The following is a 22,439-nucleotide window of genomic DNA, read 5'->3' as shown; positions in this document are numbered from 1 at the left end:
GGCCTTCGGCTTGTTCACGGTCTCGATGCGATCGAGCACCTTGCCGATCTGGGCTCGACTTTTCTTGTCACCGCTTCAGAAACACCGCATTGAACAGCGGCAGGACGTCGCCATCCTTCTCAACCGCGAGAATGGCGCGGCGCTGCGTCGCATAGACCATCGGGATGTCCATCCAAGCTCTGCTTCGGATCAGAAGCGAATTGTTGGACGCGTCCTGCGAGACAGCGGAGAGACCCATCAGGAAATGCCGGTCGTCGACCCTCACCGCTAGCGCGGCAATTGGTGCACCCTTGGCCGCCTCGTTGCTCTTCATGAGCAGGCCCATGACCTGTTTGATACTGCCGCCGGCGAAATCGAGCGAAGGCGCGAATTCGATCTGCACCGCGTGAGTGGCGGGCAAGGACGAATCGAAATTGCGTCGAATGGAGAGTGTCATCCGCAGATTTCGCGAAGGCACTTCGACGTCGCCGCGAACCGTGACGTCGCCGGGCGGGGCAGACGCATCTGTCGTTGGTTCTACCCGCCAGGTGACTTGTCCGACTGCGCGATCGCCCTTCGGGTTGCTAGTGCTCTCTTCATAGAGGACAGCGCGCATCGTGGTTGCTAGTCCATTACGGGACGCTGCCGGTCCGGACGAGGCTATCGTCCAGGTGAAGACGACCACGAGAAAAAGAATGCGTTGCATGACGCTGAATTAGCAGCGACCGGTCAATGGTGCAACCATACGGTGCAGCTTCGCTGCGCTCGAAAACCGCCTTTACCCCTCCACATTCGCCTTCATTGCCGCCTCGAACTTGTCGACGAACTCGGCGAGCTCGTCGGCGCCGAGATCGCTGACGGCCCAGAAGTTCAGGCCGCGGTCGCCCCAGCGGCGGCAGTTGAAACCCTGCATCGACTGCGTCCTCGGCGGCCGGTGCTCGGTGCTCGAGGTTTGCGACACGAACAAATTGATCACGTGCTGCCGACGCTTGTAGACGACGGCGCCGATGGCGCGCGCATCAATATAGTCGAGACGACCGCCGACCAGCGTAAAACCCTGTGCGGTGAGATCGATCACGGGCGGGGCGACGTCGAGCTTGCCGTTGAACCAGGGTTTCACCGTGTGCTGGTCGGTCGAGACCACGTCGGTGAGGTGGCCGGCCTGGAGCGAGCGCAGATGCGCGGAGACGACCTCCGACAGGATGCGCTGCTGGTCGTCCTGGCGCAACACCACGGCAATAACGCCGGAAGCGGCGAGCGCGGAGACCGCCGATCCCATCGCAAAGCCGCGCAGCATGGAGCGGCGCGTCGGCTGCTGGTGCTGCGCCTGTGGCAGCGAGGCTTCGATGCGAGCACGCAGGCTTGCCGGTGCGGTGTAGCGTAATTCGGTGTCGGCGAGCACGCGCTGCATGTCGCGCTCTGCGGCAAGCTCGGCTGCGCAGTTCGGGCAGCTGGCGACATGGGCCTCGACCTCGCGCGCATTCCCGGCATCGAGCTCGTTGTCGAGCAGCGCGTGAAGCAGGATCCTTGCTTCGTCGCAGGTCATCTTGCTTGCTCCTCTCCCGCCATCCAGGCCGCGCGCAGCATGGCGCGGGCGCGGGCGAGGCGGGACATCACGGTACCGACGGGGGCGCCCACCGCTTCGGCGATTTCACGATAGGACAGGTTGTTGATCTCGCGCAGCACGAAGGTTTCCTTGAATGGTTCGGCGAGCGCGTCGATCAGCTTGCGGATCGCGCCGGCATCGCGGCTGCGCAGCACTTCGGCTTCCGGGTTCGCCTCGCTTTCCTGCCATAGCGGTGGCTGTTCGGCGGCGCCGGGCGTATCCTCGATCGCGGTCGGTCTGTGCGCGCGCCGCGCATACTCGGCGTTACAGACGTTGCGCAGGATCGCGAACAGCCAGGGCTTCATTGCCGGCCCGCGATAACGGTCAAAATGCTTCAGCGCGCGGAGATAGCACTCCTGCACCGCGTCCTCGGCGTCGGAGGCGTCGCGCAGCAGGTAGTGCGCGAGCGTATAGACGTCGTCGAGATAGGGCAGTGCCGCTTCCCGGAAACGCTGCGCCTTCTGTACATCGTCGGTGGCGGGCATCGCTCCTCGCTTTGCCTCTGCTTCTTGTTTTGCCGTGATCGAAGATGCACGCGCCCGACCGGCGTGGGACCACCGGCCGGGCAAGACGTTGATGCCTTGGTTGGAGACGTTACTCAACCTTGATCATCCCCGTCATGTGCGGGTGCAGCGAACAAAAATACTTGTAGTCGCCCGCATTGGTGAAGGTGAAGGAGAACTTGTCGTCGGTGTCCAGGGTCTTGGACCTGAACTTGCCGGACGACACCACGGTGTGTGGAATGTCGTCCCGGTTGGTCCAGGTCACGGTGGTGCCGACCTTGATCTTCAGCTCGGCCGGCTGGAACACGAAATTGTCGATGTGCACCTCGATGTCCTCTGCGCGCGCATTGGTGGTGGGGAGCAGGATAGCCGCCGCCAAAGCGAGACCGAAGTCGCGCCGATTGAGTGTCTTCATGATCAGCTTTTCTCTCAACCCTGGAGCGGTGTGTCGATAATCGCGAGCCGCTGCTCGTTCTGCTTGAAATTGATGCTGGCGACGCCGAGCATGGAGCGCAGCCTGGCGTCCTCGACCTTCATTGGACCGGGCGAGGGCGCGGCTCCCGGCGCGGGCTGCGGGAAGGCGGTCGAGCGCGCGGTATGGAAAGTGACGTTGCCCTCGACCTTCTGCATCACCTGATGGATGTGCCCGTTCAGCACGGTGACCGAGCCAAAACCCTTGGCGTATTCCAGCGCGCGGCCGCCATCCTCGGTGCCCCAGCCCCATTGCGGGTAGACCGTCCACAGCGGGATATGCGCGAACAGCACGATCGGCGTCGATTTCGACTTGCCGCGCAGATCGTCCTCCAGCCAGGCGAGCTGCTCGGCGCCGAGATTGCCGAGGCCGCCGGCCTTGAGATCGACGACGTTGACGAGGCCGATGAAGTGCACGCCGCCGGCGTCGAAGGAGTACCAGCCGTACCCCTTGGTGCCGCGGCCGTAGCGTTCGCGATAGAGCTTCACCTCCTCGTCGATGAAATCGTGTTCGCCGGGCACGTAGTGCACGTCGAGCTTGGTCTGCGAGATGATCCTCTCGGCATTGTCGAACTCGGCGGCCTTCGACAGATGGGTGATGTCGCCGGTGTGGATCATGAAGGAGGGTTTCGCCGGCATCGCATTGATCTTACCCACGGCTTCCTCCAACGTGCCGAGCGCGTTGGGATTGGCCGGCTTGTCGAACCCGACATGACTGTCGCTGATCTGGAGGAAACTCATGCCGGGCGCCGTTGCGGTCGCGGCCTCAGCGGAATCAATGATTCCGAGCGAGCGCGGCACGCCGCCCGTGATGGTCCAGAGCACCCCGGTGCCGGCCCAAGTCATGCATTCCAGCACCTTGCGGCGGCTGACGCCGTCTTCGCCATGGTCGTGTCCGCTCATCGCGCCTCTCCAAGTCGCCCGGAATTGGGCTTCGGGGAGGTGATCGGGGGAGCGAGGGGCTTATTCCCGGATGCGATGACGATTTCGTGAGATGATCTCGTGTCCCGGACGCGGCGCGACGCCTCTTGGCGGTGCGCCAGCAGAGCCGGGACCCATGCGGCTGGGGCGATCTAGGCTCCGGCTTAGCGCAGCAGCGCTAACGCGCGTTCGGGGCACGAGACCCTATTTCGCGAACTCCCGGACCGCTTCCACCACCGCCGCCGGCACTTCCTGTGCCACGCAGTGTCCTGCGCCTTCAAAGGTCAGCGTGCTGACGTGCGGAATCAGCGACACCGCGCGTCGTGCCATCTCCCAGTAGATCGGGCCCGACTTCGCGGCGGTCGCGACGCGCACGGGGCAGTCGATCTCGGCGAGCGAGGCAAACGGATTGCCGCGGGCATCGCCAACGTAGACCTGCGTCATCGCCTCGTAGATCGGCCGCAGCATCGCCGATTCGATCTCGGGCGTGCAGCAGAGCCGTACCCGGCCATCATCGAGCGGCTCGAAACCGTGGCGCACATAGGCCCGCAGCGAGGTCTCGGTCCAATCCGCAAATGCCGGCGCAGCGCGGTAGCGGTTGAAGACGGCATCGAAACTATCGAATTCCACCTGGCGACGCAGCGCGCCTTGCACGCGGGCGACGGCTTCGTCGTCCAATCCTCCGGAGCGTGCCGCGCCCGGATCCATCACCGTCGGCTCCATCACAAATAGGCGCTTCAAGCGTCCGGGCAGGCGTTTCGCCCCCAGCAGAAGATCCGTCGCACCAGCGCTGTGGCCGATGCCGTAGACGTCGCGCAGATCGAGCGCATCGATCACCCGACAGATGTCGTCGGCAAAGTCCAGGAAATGATAGGTGCCGGGCTTGTGGCTCGCGCCATGACCGCGGCGGTCGAGCGCATAGACAGTGTAGGTCGATGCAAGCTCGCGCGCGACCTCGTCCCAGACGTCGGCGACGAAACCGGTGCCGTGCACGAGGAGAGCGGGCGGCTTGCCGCTCTCGCCCCATTGCAGCATGGCGATCTCTGCGTCGGCGGGGCCGATTGAAAAGCGCTGACTGATCATGAGGGCTGGATGCTACTTCGCATCCTCCAGGATCATCGTCGCACCCTTCTCGGCGATCATCGCCGTGGGCGTGTTGGTGTTGCCCGAAGTTATCGTCGGCATGATCGAGGCATCGACGATGCGCAAATGGCCAAGGCCATAGAAGCGCAGGCGCTCATCCACCACTGCCATCGGATCGTTCGCCGTCCCCATTTTCGCCGTGCCGACGGGATGGAAGATGGTGGTGCCGATGTCGCCGGCGGCTTTTGCGAGCGAAGCGTCGTCGTCGCCGACTGAGGGACCGGGCAGGTATTCGCTGGGCCGGTACTTGGCGAGCGCCTTCTGCTGCATCAGGCGTCGCGTGGTGCGGATGGCGTCGGCGGCGACCTGGCGGTCGTCATCGGTCGACAGGTAGTTCGGCGCGATGATCGGCTTTTCGTCAGGCGTCGCCGAACGCAGCCGCACGGTGCCGCGCGAGGTCGGCTGCAGATTGCAGGCGCTGACGGTGATCGCAGGGAAACGATGCAGCGGATCGCCGAACTTGTCGAGCGACAGCGGCTGAACGTGGAACTGGATGTTGGCGCGGGCGCGCGTCGCATCGGAGCGCGTGAAGATGCCGAGCTGCGACGGCGCCATGGTCAGCGGCCCGCGGCGGCGGAAGGCGTAGTCGAGCCCCATCAGGCCGCGGCGGAACAGATTGTAATAGGTCTCGTTCAGTGTGCGCACGCCCTCGACCTTGTAGATCGCGCGTTGCTGGAGATGGTCCTGGAGGTTGCGGCCCACACCGGGCTTGTCCATGACAATGTCGATGCCGAGCGGCGACAGCCAATCGGCGGGGCCGATGCCGGAGCGATGCAGCACCTGCACCGAGCCGATCGCGCCTGCCGAGAGGATCACCTCGCGCTTCGCCCGCGCCTCGACGATCTCGCCGTTCTGGATGAAGCGCACGCCGACGGCGCGGCCCTGCTCGATGATGAGACCGTCGACCAGCACGTGCTTCTCGAGCCGCAGGTTGGGGCGATTCAGCGCCGGCTTGAGGAAGCCCCGCGCCGACGACCAGCGCCGGCCACGCTTCTGGTTGACGTGGAAATAGCTCGTGCCTTCGTTGTCGCCGGTGTTGAAATCCGGGATGCGCTTGATGCCCATCTCCTCGGCGGCGTCGCCGACCGCATCGAGAACAGCCCATGACAGCCGCGGTGCCTCGATGCGCCAGCCGCCGCCGGCGCCGTGATGCTCGCTGGCGCCGAGGAAGTGGTCCTCGAGGCGCTTGAACAGCGGCAGCACATCATCATAGCCCCAGCCGGTCATACCGAGTTGGCGCCAGTGATCGTAATCGGCGGCCTGTCCGCGCATCGAGATCATGGCGTTGATTGCCGAGCAGCCGCCGATCACCTTGCCGCGGGGATAGGCCAGCGCGCGGCCGTTCAGACCCGGCTCGGCCTCGGTCTTGAACATCCAGTCCGAGCGCGGATTACCGATCGCGAAGAGGTAGCCGACGGGAATGTGGAACCAGATCCAATTGTCGTCGCCTCCGGCTTCTAGGATGAGAACGCGGTTGTTGCGATCGGCCGACAGCCGGTTCGCGACGATGCAGCCCGCCGTACCGGCCCCGACGACAATGTAGTCAAACTCACCTTCAAGCCGCCTTGGCATTCTGCTTCCACCCGGATGGTCACTTAACGTTCCGTCCTAATAGGCAGACCCGCCGGACCGGGACAAGCCCGGCCATGCCTGTTCGTCAGGGCCAGACCCCAATCCCAGGGAGTTGGGTGGACTGACGCTTGCATGGTAGACAGTTCTGTATTCCCAACAAGGCTTGAGACCCTCCATGCCCATCGTGAACCGTGTCGCCGACCTCCAACCCGATATTCAGGCCTGGCGCCGGGACATCCATGAGCATCCCGAGCTGCTGTATGACGTCCACCGCACTGCAGCATTCGTCGCGGACCGCTTGCGAGAGTTCGGCTGCGACGAGGTCGTGACCGGCCTCGGCCAAACCGGCGTAGTCGGTGTGATCAAGGGCAACAAGCCGGCCGGCGAGGGGCTCAAGGTGATCGGCATGCGTGCCGACATGGACGCGCTGCCGGTTGAGGAGCAGACCAATCTGCCTTACGCCTCCAAGACCCCCGGCAAGATGCACGCCTGCGGCCATGACGGCCACACCGCGATGCTGCTGGGGGCCGCCCGCTATCTCGCCGAGACCCGCAATTTTGCCGGCGATGCCGTGGTGATCTTCCAGCCGGCCGAGGAGGGGGGCGCCGGCGGCGCGGCCATGGTCAACGACGGCCTGATGGAGCGGTTCGGCATCGAGCAGGTCTACGGCATGCACAACGGTCCGGGCATCCCGATCGGCTCGTTTGCGATCCGGCCGGGTCCGATCATGGCGGCGACCGACGAGGTCGACATCATGATCGAGGGCGTCGGCGGCCACGCCGCGCGTCCGCACAAATGCGTCGATTCCGTGCTGGTCGGTGCGCAGGTGATCACGGCGCTGCAGTCGATCGTCGCGCGCAGCGTCGACCCCCTTGAATCGGCGGTGATCTCGATCTGCGAATTCCACGCCGGCAACGCCCGCAACGTCATTCCGCAGACCGCGACGCTGAGAGGCACCGTCCGCACGCTGTCGCCGGAGGTGCGCAAGTTGGTCGAGAAGCGCGTGCATGAAGTCGTGGCCGGCGTCGCACAGATCACCGGCGCCAAGATCGACCTGCACTACAAGCGCAATTATCCCGTCGTGAACAATCATGCGGCGGAGACCGAGGTGGCGCGGCGCATTGCCACGCAGGTTGCGGGCGAGGCCAATGTGCACGAGATGGCGCCGCTGATGGGCGGCGAGGATTTCGCCTACATGCTGGAGGCGCGACCCGGCGCCTTCATCTTCTGCGGCAATGGCGACAGCGCCGGCTTGCATCACCCCGCCTACAATTTCAACGACGAGGCGATCGTCTACGGCACGTCCTACTGGGTGAAGCTGGTCGAGGAGCAGCTGGCTGCGTCTTAAGGCCCGCGTCGTCATTCCGGGATGGTCCGCAGGACCAGACCCGGAATCTCGAGCTTCTCCGGTGCGCAATTGCGCACCGGAGTTCGGCTCTTCGAGCCGCCCCGGAATGACAAGCTGAATGCAAATGGCCGGGCGCAAGCCCGGCCATACGCTTTAGAGTTATCGGTCTGCTCAGAACATCCGCGAGAAGATCACATAGAGCGTGGCCGAGAGCATGATCGCGCAGGGCAGCGTCAGCACCCAGGCCATCAGCAGGTTGCGGATGGTCGACCATTGCAGGCCCGAACCGTTCGCGGCCATGGTGCCGGCGACGCCCGACGACAGCACATGCGTGGTGGAGACCGGCAGGCCGAACACGTCGGCGGCGCCGATCGTGGCGGCGGCAACGAGCTCGGCCGAGGCGCCTTGCGCATAGGTGAGATGGGATTTGCCGATCTTCTCACCGACCGTGATCACGATGCGCTTCCAGCCGATCATGGTGCCGAGGCCGAGCGCGATGGCGACTGCGATCTTCACCCAGTTCGGGATGAACTTCGTGGCGGCATCGAGCGAGCCCTTGTAGGCGTTCAGGGTCGCGATCTCCTCCTTGTTGAGATCGTTCTCCTTGTCCTTCATCAGGAACCGGATCGCTTCCGAGGTCATGTACATGTCGTTGCGGGTGTTGCCGACGGCTTCCGCCGGCACCTTGCTCAGTGTGCCGTATTTGGCGACCTGATCGCCGACGTCCTTCACCAGCACGGCGAGCGAGGGATAGGTGCCCTCGTTGATGTGGCGCAGCGTGATGTACTGCGTCACTGCGGGACGGGGATCGCCGATGATGCTGTGGCCGGCGCCTTTCGCCGAGATCACCTTGGATGCGGCCTCGGAAGTTTTCTGGAACTGGGCGACCTGGGATTCCGGCAGCGCGCGGTTGAGCGCATAGGCCGTCGGCACGGTGCCGATCAGGATCAGCATGATCAGGCCCATGCCCTTCTGGCCGTCGTTCGAGCCGTGCGCGAAGCTGACGCCGGTGCAGGTTGCGATCAGCAGGCCGCGGATCCAGAGCGGCGGCGCCTTGTTGCCTTCGGGCGCGGAATAGAGCGCCGGGTTACGCACGATGAATTTGAGCAGCAGCAACAGCGTGGCGGCGCAGATGAAGCCGAACAGGGGCGACAGCAGCAGCGCGTAGCCGATTTCGGTCGCCTTGGTCCAGTCCACGCCCGAGGTGCCGTCGCGGCCGCGCATGACGGCGTTTGCGACGCCGACGCCAATGATCGAGCCGATCAGCGTGTGCGAGGAGGAGGCGGGCAGGCCGAAGAACCAGGTGCCGAGATTCCACAGGATCGCGGCGATCAGCAGCGCGAACACCATCGCGAAGCCGGCGCTGGAGCCGACCTGGAGGATCAGCTCGACCGGGAGCAGCGAGACGATACCGAAGGCGACCGCGCCGGAGGACAGCAGCACGCCGAGGAAGTTGAAGAAGCCCGACCACATCACCGCGACTTCAGCCGGCAGCGAATGGGTGTAGATCACGGTCGCCACCGCATTGGCGGTATCGTGGAAGCCGTTGACGAACTCGAAGCTGAGCGCGATCAGCAGCGCAATGAACAGGAGGATGTAGGGCAGATAGGTCGTCACCCGCGTGCCGGTGGCGCTAACGTCGACATAGATGCTGTAGGCGACGAACAGCAGTCCCGCGGCGAGGATGCCGAAGAACAGGATCATCGTCAGCGGATTGAAGCCCTTGTCGAGATTGGGTCGCGAGGCCGGCTGGACGGGCGCGGGATCTGCTACCGCGCGATCGAATGCAACATCGGTCATGTCTGGACGCCCCTTAACTTTCGGTTGAGGGGATTGTCCGCGATGGATTTGAAGGCTGGATGACAACCGAAGCGTGAAAGCCGTTTTCCTGCCGGTACTCAGGCAGCCCGTGCGGCTTTCTTCTGCAAGCCGGCAGCGATCTTCAAATCCTCGACAAAGCGCTGATACTCCAGCACCTTGGATTCCGGATCGGGCAGCCGCAGCAGATAGGACGGATGCACCGTCACGAGCGCTTTGCGTCCGTCGGGAAGATCTATGAGCCGGCCGCGGTTCTTGCCGATCGGGGTGATCTTGCCGAACACGCTTTGCGCGGCGGTGGCGCCCATCGCCACGATGAGATCCGGCTGGATTGCCGAAACTTCCCGCTCATACCATTGCCGGCACGCCCGGATCTCAGGTGTGTTCGGCTTCTGGTGCAGGCGGATTTTTCCACGCGGCACGAATTTGAAGTGCTTCACGGCATTGGTGACATAGACCTTCTTGCGGTCGACGCCGGCCTCCTCCAGTGCGCGGTCGAGCATCTGGCCGGCCGGACCGACGAAGGGATGACCGGCGAGGTCTTCCTTGTCGCCGGGCTGCTCGCCGACCAGCATGACGTTGGCATTCTTCGGGCCTTCGCCGAACACGGTCTGGGTCGCGTCCTTGTAGAGGTGGCAGGCGCGGCATTGCGCGGCCTCCTCGCGGAGTGTTTCGAGATCGTCGGCAGCTGGCTTGCGTTTCATCGGAGCCTCCGGCCGCTTCTGAGGCTTGCGCGGATCGGTTGCGGCATTGGCGATCATGGCACCGGTCATGCGTTCGGCGTCCTCGATCAAGGGCTTAATGATCGAAGCCTCGGGCAGGTTCCTCCAATATTTCTTCGGCATCTCGGCCTGCATCGCCTTCACTTTTAGCCGGGCCGGATTGAAGATGCTGGCGTAATAGCGCCGCCAGGTTTCCTCCAGCCGGTCTTCGCCCGGTGCCTCACTCTTGCTGACACCCGGCGTGAACGAGAGCGCGTGGCCGTCCCAATGCGCGCACAGATCGGGCGTCAGGATCGACCAGGGCATGTCGGCAAAGCGCTTGGCGAAGAACGGCGCCGCGAGCTCGACGATGTGATGCTCCGGCTCGAACCATGCGACGTAATGCGCCTGGCGTTCCCGGCCGATCTCGCGGAAGCGGACGAAGGCGTGCATCTTGTGCTCGTCGCGATAGACCGCTCTTGCCATGGCCGTGATCTGCGCGACATCAGGGTCGGTTGCGACTTCGATGAGGTCGTGGTTGTCCTTCAGCCGGAACAGCAGGCGATAAAGGATGGCAAAGCGTTGGGGATCGCGGTGCAGGATTGCGGCCTTGGCGAGCTCGACGAATTTTGCTGATACGTTGAAGCTGCCGTCGTTCACCTCGAGGATCGGAGACGGCGCGGGTGGCGCGAATAAGTCTGCTTCGCCGCCTCGCACGGCCCAGGTGATATCGCGCGGCTCCACATGATGTAGTACGAGCGTACGCGCGGCTTTGCGCCAGCCGTCGAAATCGGTTTCGGTGTCGAGGGTGATGTACTGCATCAGAAGCCAAATCCCAGTTGCGTTGTTTTCGGCTTGAAACGTTCGATCAGCCCGGCAGCATCGAGAAGATGCGGTGAGGGGCGGTGATCGCTGAGGACGATGAACGGCAGCGCCTTGTTGCGCGGCACGTGCAGCCGCGCAAGATCGGCGAGGCGGATCGTGGTGGTGCGCCGCGTTGCGATGATGCGTTCGACCGCCTTGGTGCCGAAGCCTGGCACGCGCAGCAGCTCCTCGCGGCTGGCGCGGTTGACGTCGAGGGGGAAGCGGTCGCGATGGCGCAGCGCCCAGGCGAGCTTGGGATCGATGTCGAGCGGCAGCATCGCGCTGTCTTCGACGATCTCGCCGACGTCGAAGCCGTAGAACCGCATCAGCCAGTCGGCCTGGTAGAGCCGGTGCTCGCGCAGCAAGGGCGGCGCGCGAAGGGGCAGGGCGCGGCTCGCATCGGGGATCGGGCTGAAGGCGGAGTAGTAGACGCGCCGCAGCCGGTAGGCGCCGTAGAGATTGGCACTGGTGTGAAGAATGGTGTGATCGGAGGCGCTATCTGCGCCGACGATCATCTGCGTGCTCTGGCCGGCCGGCGCGAAGCGCTGCGGCTTTGCCTTCGTTTTTGTGCTGCGGCTGTCCTCGGCCTCGTCGAGCTTCAGCCGCAGCCGGCCCATGGTGCGGCGGATCGCGCGGACGTCCTTCTCCGGCGCGAATTGCTGCAGGCTCGTTTCCTCAGGCATCTCGATGTTGATGGAGAGGCGATCGGCATATTTGCCGGCCTCCGCGATCAGCGCGTCGTCGGCTTCGGGAATGGTCTTCAGGTGAATGTAGCCGCGGAAGTGATGCTCCTCGCGCAGTTTTCGCGCGACACTCACCACTTGCTCCATCGTGTAGTCGGGGCTGCGGATGATGCCGGAGGAGAGAAACAGGCCCTCGATGTAATTGCGCCGGTAGAAGTCGAGCGTGAGCTTGACCACCTCCTCGATGGTGAAGCGGGCGCGCGGCACGTTGGAGGAGGCGCGGTTGACGCAATAGAGACAATCGTAATTGCAGGCGTTGGTCAGCAGCACCTTGAGCAACGAGATGCAGCGTCCGTCCGGCGCATAGGAATGGCAGATGCCCATGCTTGGCGCGGTCGAGCCCATGCCCTTGCCGTCGCTGGAATCCCGCTTCTCCGTGCCGCTGGAGGCGCAGGACGCGTCGTATTTGGCGGCATCCGCCAGAATCGCCAGCTTGCGTTGTACGTCCATCCTGGAATCCCTTTGATTCGGCTTATGAATCCCTGAGCGCGCAATTCGATTGACTCTCTGGCCGCCGTTAGCTTTATATTAGAACATATCATGAACAAATGAGCCAGCCGTTGGTTCTTCTTTTGAGGACCACGGCATCAATCTCTGAAGGAGCGGCGAGCATGAGCGGCGCACGTGGAAGCGCGCTTGCGATCTTGCGCGGCCAGATCGAGCGCATCGAGACCGCGGAGGTCGCGCATCAGCATGAGCGCGTCGCGCTCGGCCATAGCGAGGCCGACGCTGCGCTGAAGGGCGGGCTCGCGTGCGCGGCAATCCACGAGGTGTTTTGTGAGGGGCGCCAGGGCGCGGCCGCCACCGGCTTCGTCATGGGGCTTGCTGGGCGCGTCTGCGCACGTCGGCCGCTGTTGTGGGTGCGGCAGGATTTTTCGGAAATCGAAACCGGCGCGCTGTCGATGAGCGGCCTCGCCGAGCTCGGGCTCGACCCGCGCCGCGTGGTGATGGTGCGCGCTGCCGATGTCGAGAGCGCGCTGCGCACTTCGGCCGATGCGCTTGCCTGCGATGCGCTAGGGGCCGTCGTGCTCGAGCTCTGGGGCGAGATCAGGCAGTTCGATCTCGTGGCGAGCCGCAAGCTGACGCTGGCTGCGCAAGGCTCGGGCGTTACCGGCCTCTTGTTGCGCATGGCCGCGCAGCCGCTGCCTTCGACCGCGGAGACGCGATGGATGCTGCGCGCGGCGCATTCGCCGCCGGGTGCAGCCTGGAGTGTCTGGGGCGCGCCGCGCTTCGATGCCGAGCTCTTGCGCAATCGTCATGGCCCCTGCGGCCGGTGGATCATGGAATGGAATTGTGATGAGTGCCAGTTCAGTGAACCGTCGACGTATTCTCAGCCTGTGGCTGCCGCGCCTGCCCATCGACCGGATCCAGCGGTTTCTTGGCAGCGCCGGACTGCATAAGGCCAAAGCGTTTAGCGAAGTGGGTACCGGTTCGCGTGAAGAAAACGCGTCAAAACAAAAAGACGAGCCAAGCGTCGTCGTCATCAAGGACAACAACGCGCTGGTGATCCATGCGCTGGACGATGCGGCGTCTCGTCTGGGTCTGCATATCGGCCAGCCGCTCGCGAATGCGCGGGCGATGTGTCCGGATCTGAAAGTGTTCGATGCCGATACCGTCGCTGATGCGAAGACGCTCAGCGATATCGCCGACTGGTGCGACCGCTTCACGCCGCTGGTAGCACTCGATGCGCCGCACGGGCTGTTCCTCGATATCACCGGCTGTGCGCATCTGTTCGGCGGCGAAGTGGCGCTGCTGAAGACGCTGGTCCGCGCGCTCGACCGGCAAGGCTTTGCCGTCAGTGCAGCGATTGCCGGCACCTCGGTCTGCGCGCGCACGCTGACGCGGCAGGTATCCGGCACCATCGTTGCAGATGGCGGAGAGGCAGAGGCGATCAGCGGGCTGCCGGTGTCCGCGCTCGGCGCGGACGAGGCCATCACCACCGGCCTGCGCCGCGCCGGCCTGAAGACCATCGGCGATGTCGCTTCGCGTACGCCGAACGAGATCACGGCGCGGTTCGGTGCGCGGTTCTCCACGCTACTCGCGCATGCGCTCGGGCAGGGCGATGCGCCGATCAATCCACGCAAACCGCTGCCCGATTACATCGTCGAGAAGCGCTTTGCCGAGCCGATCGCGACCGACACGATGATTGCGATGACGCTGTCGCGGCTTGCCGACACGTTGATTGTGTCCATGGAGAAGCAGGGCAAGGGCGCGCGGCGGCTGGAGGCCACCTTCTTCCGCACCGACGGCGTGGTGCGCGCGATCACCGTCGAGACCGGACGTCCGGTGACGCGAAGCGCCGTGATCGACCGCCTGTTCCGCGAGCGCCTCGATGCGCTCGCCGATCCCCTCGATCCCGGTTTCGGCTTCGACATGGTGCGGCTGTCGGCGAGCCGCACCGAGATCGTGGTGCAGGAGCAGCGCGATCTCGACGCTCATGTTCACGACAATGACGAGCTTGCTGCGCTGATCGACCGCATCGCCGCGCGCATCGGCGGCAAGCGTGTCGTCGTGCACCTGCCGCAGGACACCCATATCCCCGAAAGCGCGGTGCTGGTTGCATCGGCGCAGCATCATCTCACTTCTGCCATGCAAGCCGAATGGCCGGCGCGCACCGAGAGCGAGCCGCCGCTGCGTCCCTTAAGGCTGTTCGACAAGCCGGAGCCGATCAAGGTGCCGTTCGCGACCGTGCCTGATGGTCCGCCACACCAATTCACCTGGCGGCGTGCGCTGCATGCGGTGGTGCGGGTGGAGGGACCCGAGCGCGTCGCGATGGAATGGTGGCGGCAGGACGGCAAGCAGCTGACGCGGGATTATTTCCGCATCGAGGATGCCGAGGGCCTGCGTTTCTGGATCTTTCGCGATGGTCTTTACGAGGGAGAAGTGTTCGACGGCGACGGCAAGCCCGCTTCTCCCGGCTGGTATGTGCATGGTCTCTTCGCATGAATACGCTTAGCTATGCCGAGATCGGCATCACCACCAATTTCTCCTTCCTGCGCGGCGCCTCGGATCCGCGCGCCTATGTGCATCAAGCCAGCGCTTTGGGAATTCCGGTGATCGGCATCGCCGATCACAATACACTCGCCGGCGTGGTGCGGGCCTACAAGGAACTCGACAATGACGAAGTGCTGCACAAGCCGAAACTGCTGATCGGCGCGCGCATCGTCTTCATCGACGGTACGCCCGACATTCTTGTTTATCCGCGCGACCGCGCCGCCTATGGCCGGCTGTGCCAGCTTCTCACCCGGGGCAAGCGCGGCGACGACATCACGCGGATCGAGAAGGGCGAGTGCCATCTCACCTTCGCCGATCTCCTTGAATTTTCGGAAGGCCAGCTCCTGGCCCTGACGCTGCCGCATCGCTTCGAGTCGGCGCAGGCGCTGGATGTTCTCGCAAAGCTCAAGGACAGTCGCGCCGAGGGCGTGTGGCTGGCGGCGAGCCTGCTCTATCGCGGCGACGACCGGCGGCGCCTGGCGCGGCTCGACGATCTCGCCGCAAAAGCAAAGGTGCCGCTGCTCGCGACCAACGAGGTGCTCTATCACGATCCCGGCCGCCGGCCGCTTCAGGACGTGCTGACCTGCATCCGAGAGAAGACCACGATCGAGGCGGTCGGGCGGAAGCTCGAGGCCAATGCCGAGCGATTCCTGAAAACGCCACGCGAGATGGCGCGGCTGTTCCGCGATTTCCCCGACGCCATCGCGGAGACCATGCGCTTTGCGGACAGGATCGACTTCTCGCTCGACCAGCTCAAATATCAATACCCGGACGAACCGGTGCCGCCGGGAAAGACCGCGCAGGGGCATCTGGAGGATTTGACCTGGGCGGGCGTCGACAAATATTTTGGCGGTATCGACAACATCGACGACAAGCTGCGCGCCACCTTGAAGAAAGAACTCGCGCTGATCGCCGAGCTGAAATACGCGCATTACTTCCTCACCGTGCACGACATCGTGCATTACGTGCGCAGCCAGAACATTTTGTGCCAGGGGCGGGGCTCGGCGGCGAATTCTGCCGTCTGCTACGTGCTCGGCATCACCTCGGTCGACCCGACCAAGGTCGATCTTCTGTTCGAGCGCTTCATCTCCAAGGAGCGGCTGGAGCCGCCCGACATCGACGTCGATTTCGAGCATTCGCGGCGCGAGGAGGTGATGCAATATGTCTACCGCCGCTATGGCCGTCACCGCGCCGCGATCATCGCCACCGTCATCCATTACCGCCCGCGCAGTGCCATCCGCGACGTCGGCAAGGCGCTCGGCCTGACCGAGGACGTCACCGCCGCGCTCGCCGACACCGTCTGGGGCAGCTGGGGCAAGGGTCTCAACGACATGCAGGTCAGGCAGGCCGGGCTCGATCCCAGCAATCCCATGATCAACCTTGCGGTCGAGCTTGCGACCGAGCTGATCGAATTTCCGCGCCATCTCTCCCAGCATGTCGGCGGCTACGTGCTCACCCAGGACCGGCTCGACACCTATGTGCCGATCGGCAACGCCGCGATGGACGACCGCACCTTCATCGAATGGGACAAGGACGACGTCGATGCGCTCAGCATGATGAAGGTCGATGTCCTCGCACTGGGCATGCTGACCTGCATCCGCAAGTGTTTTGATCTGATCGATCAGCATAAGGGCGAGCGTCTTGTGCTGGCGAGTGTCCCGCAAGACGATCCCAGGGTTTACGACATGCTGTGCCGCGGGGAATCGCTCGGCGTGTTCCAGGTCGAGAGCCGCGCGCAGATGAACATGCTGCCGCGCCTGAGGCCGCGGACCTTCTACGATCTCGTCATCGAAGTCGCGATCGTGCGCCCCGGGCCGATCCAGGGCGACATGGTGCATCCTTACTTAAGGCGGCGAAACGGACTTGAGCAGGTGAGCTACCCGTCGCCGTCACCGGATCACGGCGACAAGGACGAACTCTATAAGGTGCTGCACAAGACGCTCGGCGTCCCGCTGTTCCAGGAGCAGGCGATGCGCATTGCGATCGAGGCCGCACATTTTACGTCCGAGGAAGCCAACGGCCTGCGCCGCTCGATGGCGACCTTCCGCAATGTCGGCACCATCGGCCAATACGAGGAGAAGCTGATCGGCAACATGATCCGGCGTGGCTACGATCCTCAATTCGCCAGAAGCTGCTTTGATCAGATCAAGGGTTTCGGCTCCTACGGTTTTCCCGAGAGCCATGCGGCGAGTTTCGCGCAGCTCGTCTACATCTCGTCATGGCTGAAATATCATCATCCCGATGCTTTCTGCTGCGGTCTATTGAACTCGCAGCCGATGGGATTTTATGCGCCGGCGCAGATCGTCGGCGATGCCCTCAAGAACGGCGTCGACGTCCGCGACATCGACGTGTCCTATAGTTTCGCGCAGAGCACGCTGGAGCAGGGAAGCGGAAAATATTGCGCCGTACGCCTCGGCTTCCGCCAGATCGACGGTTTCCACTGGCTTGATCCTGATGAGGAGTTCCTGAAAAAGGAGCAGGCAAAGCGGCAAAGCAAGGAATATGTCTCCCAGAAAGATTGGGCCGACCTTATCATTGCCGCTCGCAACCGCCGTCCCTTCACCTCGCTGGAAGATTTCGCCCGCGACACCGGCCTGCCCAAGCGCGCGCTGATCCTGCTGGCGGATGCCGACGCTTTCCGCTCGCTCGGGCTCGACCGCCGCGAGGCGCTATGGCAGGTGCGGCGGCTGCCCGACGACGTGCCGCTGCCGCTGTTCGAGGCGGCGACCGCGCGCGAGCAGCCGGACGAAGGCGCAAGACCGCTGCCGGCGATGCCGCGCGCCGAGCAGGTGGTCGCGGACTACCAGACCATCCGTCTGTCGCTGAAGGGCCATCCGATGGAGTTCCTCCGCGAAATGTTTACGCGTGAGCGCGTCGTCGCCTGCAAGGACATCAGCCATGAGAACGAGCGGCGCCGCGTCCGCTGCGCCGGCGTGGTCCTGGTGCGGCAGCGGCCGGGCAGCGCCAGCGGCGTCGTGTTCATGACGCTGGAGGACGAAACCGGCATCGCCAATGTCGTGGTGTGGCCCAAGATCATGGAGCAGTATCGCAAGGAGGTGATGGGCGCGCGCCTCATCCTGGTCGAGGGCTACATCCAGAGCAGCCCCGAAAAGGTGACGCATCTCATCGCCCAGCGCATGGTCGACCGTTCGCACGATCTGGTCGGATTGGCCAATGATGCGCTTAGCCGCAAGCATCCGGTACCGGCAGGCGCCACTGTGGTCGAACCGCTCAACGAAGACCCTCGCGCGCTCGCAGACATGCCGGCGCAAAAAGTCCGCCACCCCCGCAACGTCCGCATCCTGCCGCCGTCGCGGGATTTTCATTGAGCGTTGTAACGCGGGCTACCCACCACGCCGTCATTGCGAGCGCAGCGAAGCAATCCAGCGTCTTTCCGCGGCGGTAGTCTGGATTGCTTTCGCTGCGCTCGCAATGACGAGTTTGTTGACGCGATCGCGCACTACGCCCACAGTCGTCATGCCCGGGCTTGACCCGGGCATCCACGTCTTTCAATGACCGCGGTGCCGCGTGGATCGCCGGGTCAAGCCCGGCGATGACCGCCGAGACAGTCTCGCAAAGCAGGCTTCTTCTAGAAATTCACCCGGTTCGAGATCGCGCCATCCACGACGAGATTGGATCCTGTCGTGAACCCCGACACCGGGCTTGCCAGAAACACCGCCGCGCTGGCGATTTCCTGGGACGTTGCCATGCGGCCGGTCGGATTGCGGCTCATCGCATCCTTGTAACGCTCGGGCATGTTCTTCTCGATCATCTCCCAGACGCCGCCCTCGAAATAGACGGTGCCGGGCGAAACGACATTCACGCGGATTTTCTTCTTCGCGTATTGCCGCGCCAGTCCCTTGGCCATGTGGATCAGCGCGGCCTTGATCGGGCCGTAGGAGCTCGCGGTGTCCGCCTGCGCCGCGGAGATCGACGAGATGATCACGAAGGCCGCATCGCCGCTGCTGGCGCCGCTTGTCTCGAGAAACGGCCGCGCCGCGTCGAAGGCGTGCACGGCGCCGAGAACGTCGAGCCGGAAATTCTGCTCCCACGACGCGGGATCGTGCCCTTGCGCCATTGCGCCGGCATTGGAGAACAGCATGTCGATGCCGCCGAGCTCCTTTGCTGCAGTCTCGATCCAGGATTTCAGCGCCGTGCCGTCGGTGACGTCGACCGGGCCGCCGGTGGCGTTGATGCCGCTCGCCTTCAACTCAGTGACGGTGGCCGCAACCTGATCCGCGTTGCGCGCGCAGACCGCGACATTGGCGCCTTCACCGGCCAGCGTCGCCGCGATCGCCCGCCCGATGCCGCGCGTGCCGCCGAGCACGATGGCGTTCTTGCCTTTGAGACCGAGATCCATTGTTGGACTCCTTCTTTGTTTCTTGGTCGCGGGAAGTGTAGCTGCTTGAAGGGACACGCAGAAGCCTCCAAATCGTCATTGCGAGGAGCTCTTGCGACGAAGCAATCCAGACTGGATGCCGCGGAACGATTCTGGATTGCTTCGCTTCGCTCGCAATGACGTGGCTCGCAATGACGTGGAAAGAGATGCGCTCGCCTCACTCGGGCGCCGCCCCCACTGGCGGGCCGCCGGGCGGGCGATGCAGGAAGGTCAGCGAGACGTAGGCGCCGACCCAGGAGCCGATCGCGGCGAAGGCGACATAGAATGCATTCTCGGTGTAGCTGATCACCGCGTAGGATGAGAGCAGGTACCAGATCGCGCTCCAGGTCGCGGCCGGCACGCGCTTGCGCGCGACTACGGCCGAGGTGAACATCACATAGACCGCGTCGGTGGCCGCCGTTGCGACGAACACAGCGCCTGCGGTGAGGGGATCGATGGCGACCATTGCAATCCTTTCTGTGATCGTGGGATGGTCGCGAAAACTACAGCATGATCCGGAAAAGTGCGCAGCGGTTTTCCGACAAGGTCATGCTCAAACATGAAGGGGAGAGAAGCGGCCATGCAAAGCCCCGCCGATATTCTTCGCAGTATCTGGACCTCCGCCGACGGCGATGCGGCCGCGCTCGATCGCGTGCGGCTGACCGGCACCGAGCCGCAGATCCCATCCTCGTTTCGTGTCGCCGTCGCCGGCCAGACGACGATAGCCGCTGCCGGCCTCGCCGCCGCCGAAATCTGGCGACTGCGCTGCGGTGAGACTCAGGATGTTCATGTCGACATGCGCCACGCCGTCGCCGAATGCCGCTCCGAGCGCTATCTGCGCGTCGACGACAAGCCGCCCCCGCCGGCCTGGGACGCGATCGCCGGCGTCTACAGGACCGGCGATGGACGCTTCGTCCGCTGCCACACCAATTTCCCGCATCATCGCGACGCCGTCTGCAAGGTGCTCGGCTGCGAGCCTGAGCGCGAGAAGGTGCAGGCGGCGCTGATGCAATGGACGGGGGAGGACTTCGAAACTGCGGCTTACGCCGCAGGCGGCGTCGTGGCATTGATGCGGTCCTACGACGAATGGTCGGCGCTGCCGCAGGCGCGTGCGCTTGCGCAATTGCCGCTGGTCTCGATCGAGAGGATCGGCGAGGCCCGGCCAAAGCCGTGGCCAAAGGGCGATCGTCCGCTCTCGGGTCTTCGTGTGCTCGATCTCTCCCGCGTCATTGCGGGCCCCGTCGCCGGCCGCACGCTTGCTGCGCACGGCGCGGACGTGCTGCTGGTGTCAGGGCCGCAGCTGCCCGCCATTCCCTGGCTCACCATCGATACCGGTCGCGGCAAGCTCACCACCTTCATCGAGTTGAAGAGCGAAGCCGGGCGGGCGCAGCTGCGCGAGCTGTTGAAAGACGCCGACATTTTCTCGCAAGGCTATCGCCCGCGCGCGCTCGCCGCTCTCGGCTTCGCGCCGGAGGACGCAGCGCAAATCAATCCCGGCATCGTCTATGTCACGCTGTCCGCCTATGGCCATACCGGCCCCTGGGCCGAGCGGCGCGGCTTCGACTCGCTGGTGCAGACCACGACCGGCTTCAACCATGCCGAAGGCCAAGCCGCCGGCATCGATGCTCCCAAGGAATTGCCGGCACAGATCCTCGATCACGCCACCGGTTATCTGATGGCGTTCGGCGCGATGATGGCCAAAGCACGCCAGGCGCGCGAAGGCGGCAGCTGGCAAGTGCGCGTGTCGCTGGCGCAGACCGGGCGCTGGCTGTGGAATCTCGGCCGGCTCGACGGTGGACTGAACACCCCGGATCTTACGGGCGAGGCCGTACATGCTGCGTTCATCGAGAGCATGCCATCTGGCTTCGGCACCTTGAAGGCGGTACAGCATTCGGCACTGCTGTCGAAGACACCGGCGCAATGGAGCCGACCCGCAATGCCTCTCGGCAGTCATCCCGCACAGTGGCCGGAGCGAAGCTGACGTGAAGCTGACGCGTCGCAAAATTTTAACGCAAACGGAAAGGTGCGAAGCGTTTTTTAGGTTGTTTGAACTCCCAATTCGGCACTATTAGCGCGATCGACAAGGCAGGCGTCTGCCGAGATCGCCGCAGACACGACCGGGCTCCATGGCAGTTGAAAATACCAAGCGATTGCAGGTGTTTACAAAACAACGGATGATCGCATCCGTAGTTTTACTAGCTCTTGCCGGTGCCGGGGCCTTCGGCTTCCTCTATGCGGGGCCTAAGGAAAAGAAGCACTCCGAGATCTCCAGCCAGTCGCGCAGGAATGCGCAGACCTTCACGCCGACCCCGTCCGAATGGGCGACGCTGACGATCGAGCCGGTCAAGGCCAAGACCTTCCGGGCCGAATATGTCACCGAGGGCAAGGTCGCGGTCGACGAGGATCGCTCGACGCAGGTGTTTTCGCCCTATGCGGGCCGGGTCACCAAGCTGCTCGCCAAGCCCGGCGAGACCCTGACGCAAGGTCAACCGCTGTTCACAATAGAGGCCGCCGACACCGTGCAGGCCCAGAATGATTTCATCGCGGCGATGACCGCGCAGAACAAGGCGAAGTCGGCGATCGATCTCGCCGATATCCAGTTCAAGCGCGCCAAGGATCTCTATGAGGGGCATGCCATTCCGCTGAAGGACTACCAGCAGGCGGAAGCGACCCAGATCCAGGCGCAGAACGACATGCGCTCCGCGGTGACGGCTCTGGAGGCCGCACGCAACAAGCTGCGCATCCTCGGCTTCACCGACGAGACCATCAAGACGTTTCAGGACAAGGGCACGATCAATCGGGAGATCACGATTTACTCGCCGATCTCCGGCACGGTCGTGCAGCGCAAGATCGGCCCCGGCCAATATGTCAGCGCCGGCGCCAGCGATCCGGTCTTCGTGGTCGGCGACCTCTCCACGGTCTGGCTCACCGCCTTCGTGCGCGAGAGCGATGCGGCCGCGGTGTGCATCGGACAGGACATCACCGTCAATGTGATGGCCCTGCCGGGCCGTCCGTTCACCGCCAAGATCAACTACGTTGCCGCCGCGATCGACCCCACCACCCGTCGCCTACTGGTCCGCGCCACCATCGACAACAAGGACGGCCTGCTTAAGCCGGAGATGTTTGCCAACGTCACGATCTATTCCGCCGGCGATCGCGCCGCGCCGGCGGTGCCAAAGCAGGCCCTGATCTACGAAGCCGACAAGGTCCGTGTCTGGGTCGCGCGCGAGGACAAGTCGGTCGAGCTGCGCCAGATCAAGACCGGCCTCATCAATGGCAACCTCGTTGAGGTCACCAGCAATCTGAAGCCCGGTGAGCAGATTGTCGTCAAAGGCAGTCTGTTCATCGACCGCGCGGCGTCCGGCAGCTGATCGACATCCAAGAAAACTGAAGACAAG

At 64.0% G+C, this 22,439-nt stretch carries 18 protein-coding genes; 6 read left to right on the top strand and 12 right to left on the bottom strand.

Features of this window, described 5'->3' with window-relative positions:
* Positions 1–67: 67 nt before the first annotated feature.
* From P6U29_RS28360 to P6U29_RS28330, 7 genes are all read right to left on the bottom strand, one after another.
* Complete coding sequence (locus tag P6U29_RS28360; protein WP_407113542.1) at positions 68–664, bottom strand: hypothetical protein; 597 nt, start codon at positions 662–664, stop codon at positions 68–70.
* 93 nt (positions 665–757) lie between these two features.
* A complete protein-coding gene (locus P6U29_RS28355; protein WP_407113540.1) occupies positions 758–1,525 on the bottom strand; it encodes an anti-sigma factor family protein in 768 nt (255 codons plus the stop codon).
* A complete protein-coding gene (locus tag P6U29_RS28350) occupies positions 1,522–2,070 on the bottom strand; it encodes a sigma-70 family RNA polymerase sigma factor (protein WP_407113538.1) in 549 nt (182 codons plus the stop codon). Before P6U29_RS28350 ends, P6U29_RS28355 begins: the two co-directional genes overlap by 4 nt.
* A gap of 109 nt (positions 2,071–2,179) precedes the next feature.
* Positions 2,180–2,503, bottom strand: coding sequence for a cupredoxin family copper-binding protein (locus tag P6U29_RS28345; protein ID WP_407113536.1), 324 nt, complete (start codon positions 2,501–2,503; stop codon positions 2,180–2,182).
* Between the two features lie 14 nt (positions 2,504–2,517).
* A complete protein-coding gene (locus P6U29_RS28340) occupies positions 2,518–3,462 on the bottom strand; it encodes a metallophosphoesterase family protein (RefSeq protein WP_407113534.1) in 945 nt (314 codons plus the stop codon).
* 222 nt (positions 3,463–3,684) lie between these two features.
* Entirely contained in the window at positions 3,685–4,563 is an 879-nt protein-coding gene (locus P6U29_RS28335) for an alpha/beta fold hydrolase (RefSeq protein WP_407113532.1), read from the bottom strand.
* A 12-nt stretch (positions 4,564–4,575) separates the two neighbouring features.
* Positions 4,576–6,195, bottom strand: a complete 1,620-nt coding sequence (locus tag P6U29_RS28330; RefSeq protein WP_407113531.1) for a GMC family oxidoreductase — start codon at positions 6,193–6,195, stop codon at positions 4,576–4,578.
* Between the two features lie 175 nt (positions 6,196–6,370).
* Between P6U29_RS28330 and P6U29_RS28325 the strand changes: the two genes are divergently transcribed.
* Positions 6,371–7,543, top strand: a complete 1,173-nt coding sequence (locus P6U29_RS28325; RefSeq protein ID WP_407113529.1) for a M20 aminoacylase family protein — start codon at positions 6,371–6,373, stop codon at positions 7,541–7,543.
* A gap of 171 nt (positions 7,544–7,714) precedes the next feature.
* Here the strand turns inward: P6U29_RS28325 and P6U29_RS28320 are convergent, their stop codons facing one another.
* From P6U29_RS28320 to P6U29_RS28310, 3 genes are all read right to left on the bottom strand, one after another.
* On the bottom strand, positions 7,715–9,343 hold the full coding sequence (locus P6U29_RS28320; protein WP_407113527.1) for an inorganic phosphate transporter: 1,629 nt from the start codon (positions 9,341–9,343) through the stop codon (positions 7,715–7,717).
* Positions 9,344–9,441: 98 nt separating this feature from the next.
* Positions 9,442–10,884: a UdgX family uracil-DNA binding protein gene (locus tag P6U29_RS28315; protein WP_407113525.1), complete on the bottom strand. Its 1,443-nt coding sequence runs from the start codon at positions 10,882–10,884 to the stop codon at positions 9,442–9,444.
* Positions 10,884–12,119: a putative DNA modification/repair radical SAM protein gene (locus tag P6U29_RS28310; RefSeq protein ID WP_407113523.1), complete on the bottom strand. Its 1,236-nt coding sequence runs from the start codon at positions 12,117–12,119 to the stop codon at positions 10,884–10,886. Before P6U29_RS28310 ends, P6U29_RS28315 begins: the two co-directional genes overlap by 1 nt.
* Positions 12,120–12,280: 161 nt before the next feature.
* Between P6U29_RS28310 and P6U29_RS28305 the strand changes: the two genes are divergently transcribed.
* The 3 genes from P6U29_RS28305 to P6U29_RS28295 are packed head-to-tail and all read left to right on the top strand — an operon-like array spanning position 12,281 to position 17,992.
* A complete protein-coding gene (locus tag P6U29_RS28305; protein WP_407113521.1) occupies positions 12,281–13,069 on the top strand; it encodes an ImuA family protein in 789 nt (262 codons plus the stop codon).
* Entirely contained in the window at positions 12,966–14,615 is a 1,650-nt protein-coding gene (locus P6U29_RS28300; protein ID WP_407113519.1) for a Y-family DNA polymerase, read from the top strand. Before P6U29_RS28305 ends, P6U29_RS28300 begins: the two co-directional genes overlap by 104 nt.
* Complete coding sequence (locus P6U29_RS28295; protein WP_407113518.1) at positions 14,612–17,992, top strand: error-prone DNA polymerase; 3,381 nt, start codon at positions 14,612–14,614, stop codon at positions 17,990–17,992. The genes P6U29_RS28300 and P6U29_RS28295 overlap by 4 nt, the downstream gene beginning before the upstream one ends.
* 260 nt (positions 17,993–18,252) lie before the next feature.
* Here P6U29_RS28295 and P6U29_RS28290 read toward each other — a convergent pair whose 3' ends face one another.
* Both P6U29_RS28290 and P6U29_RS28285 read right to left on the bottom strand, forming a co-directional pair.
* Positions 18,253–19,023 (bottom strand): SDR family NAD(P)-dependent oxidoreductase, encoded by a 771-nt coding sequence (locus P6U29_RS28290; protein WP_407113516.1) that lies wholly within the window; start codon positions 19,021–19,023, stop codon positions 18,253–18,255.
* A 196-nt stretch (positions 19,024–19,219) separates the two neighbouring features.
* Positions 19,220–19,507, bottom strand: coding sequence for a hypothetical protein (locus P6U29_RS28285; protein WP_407113514.1), 288 nt, complete (start codon positions 19,505–19,507; stop codon positions 19,220–19,222).
* A gap of 114 nt (positions 19,508–19,621) precedes the next feature.
* Here P6U29_RS28285 and P6U29_RS28280 point away from each other — a divergent pair, with 114 nt between their 5' ends.
* Together P6U29_RS28280 and P6U29_RS28275 are read left to right on the top strand one after the other, a co-directional pair.
* Positions 19,622–21,022, top strand: coding sequence for a CoA transferase (locus P6U29_RS28280; protein WP_407113512.1), 1,401 nt, complete (start codon positions 19,622–19,624; stop codon positions 21,020–21,022).
* A 145-nt stretch (positions 21,023–21,167) separates the two neighbouring features.
* A complete protein-coding gene (locus P6U29_RS28275; protein WP_407113510.1) occupies positions 21,168–22,412 on the top strand; it encodes an efflux RND transporter periplasmic adaptor subunit in 1,245 nt (414 codons plus the stop codon).
* Positions 22,413–22,439: the final 27 nt, after the last annotated feature.

The organism is Bradyrhizobium sp. LMG 9283 (assembly GCF_045571415.1).
Taxonomy (GTDB): Bacteria; Pseudomonadota; Alphaproteobacteria; order Rhizobiales; family Xanthobacteraceae; genus Bradyrhizobium.
The sequence above is the reverse complement of the archived record's forward strand: the minus strand, read 5'-3'. Positions and strand labels throughout refer to the sequence as shown.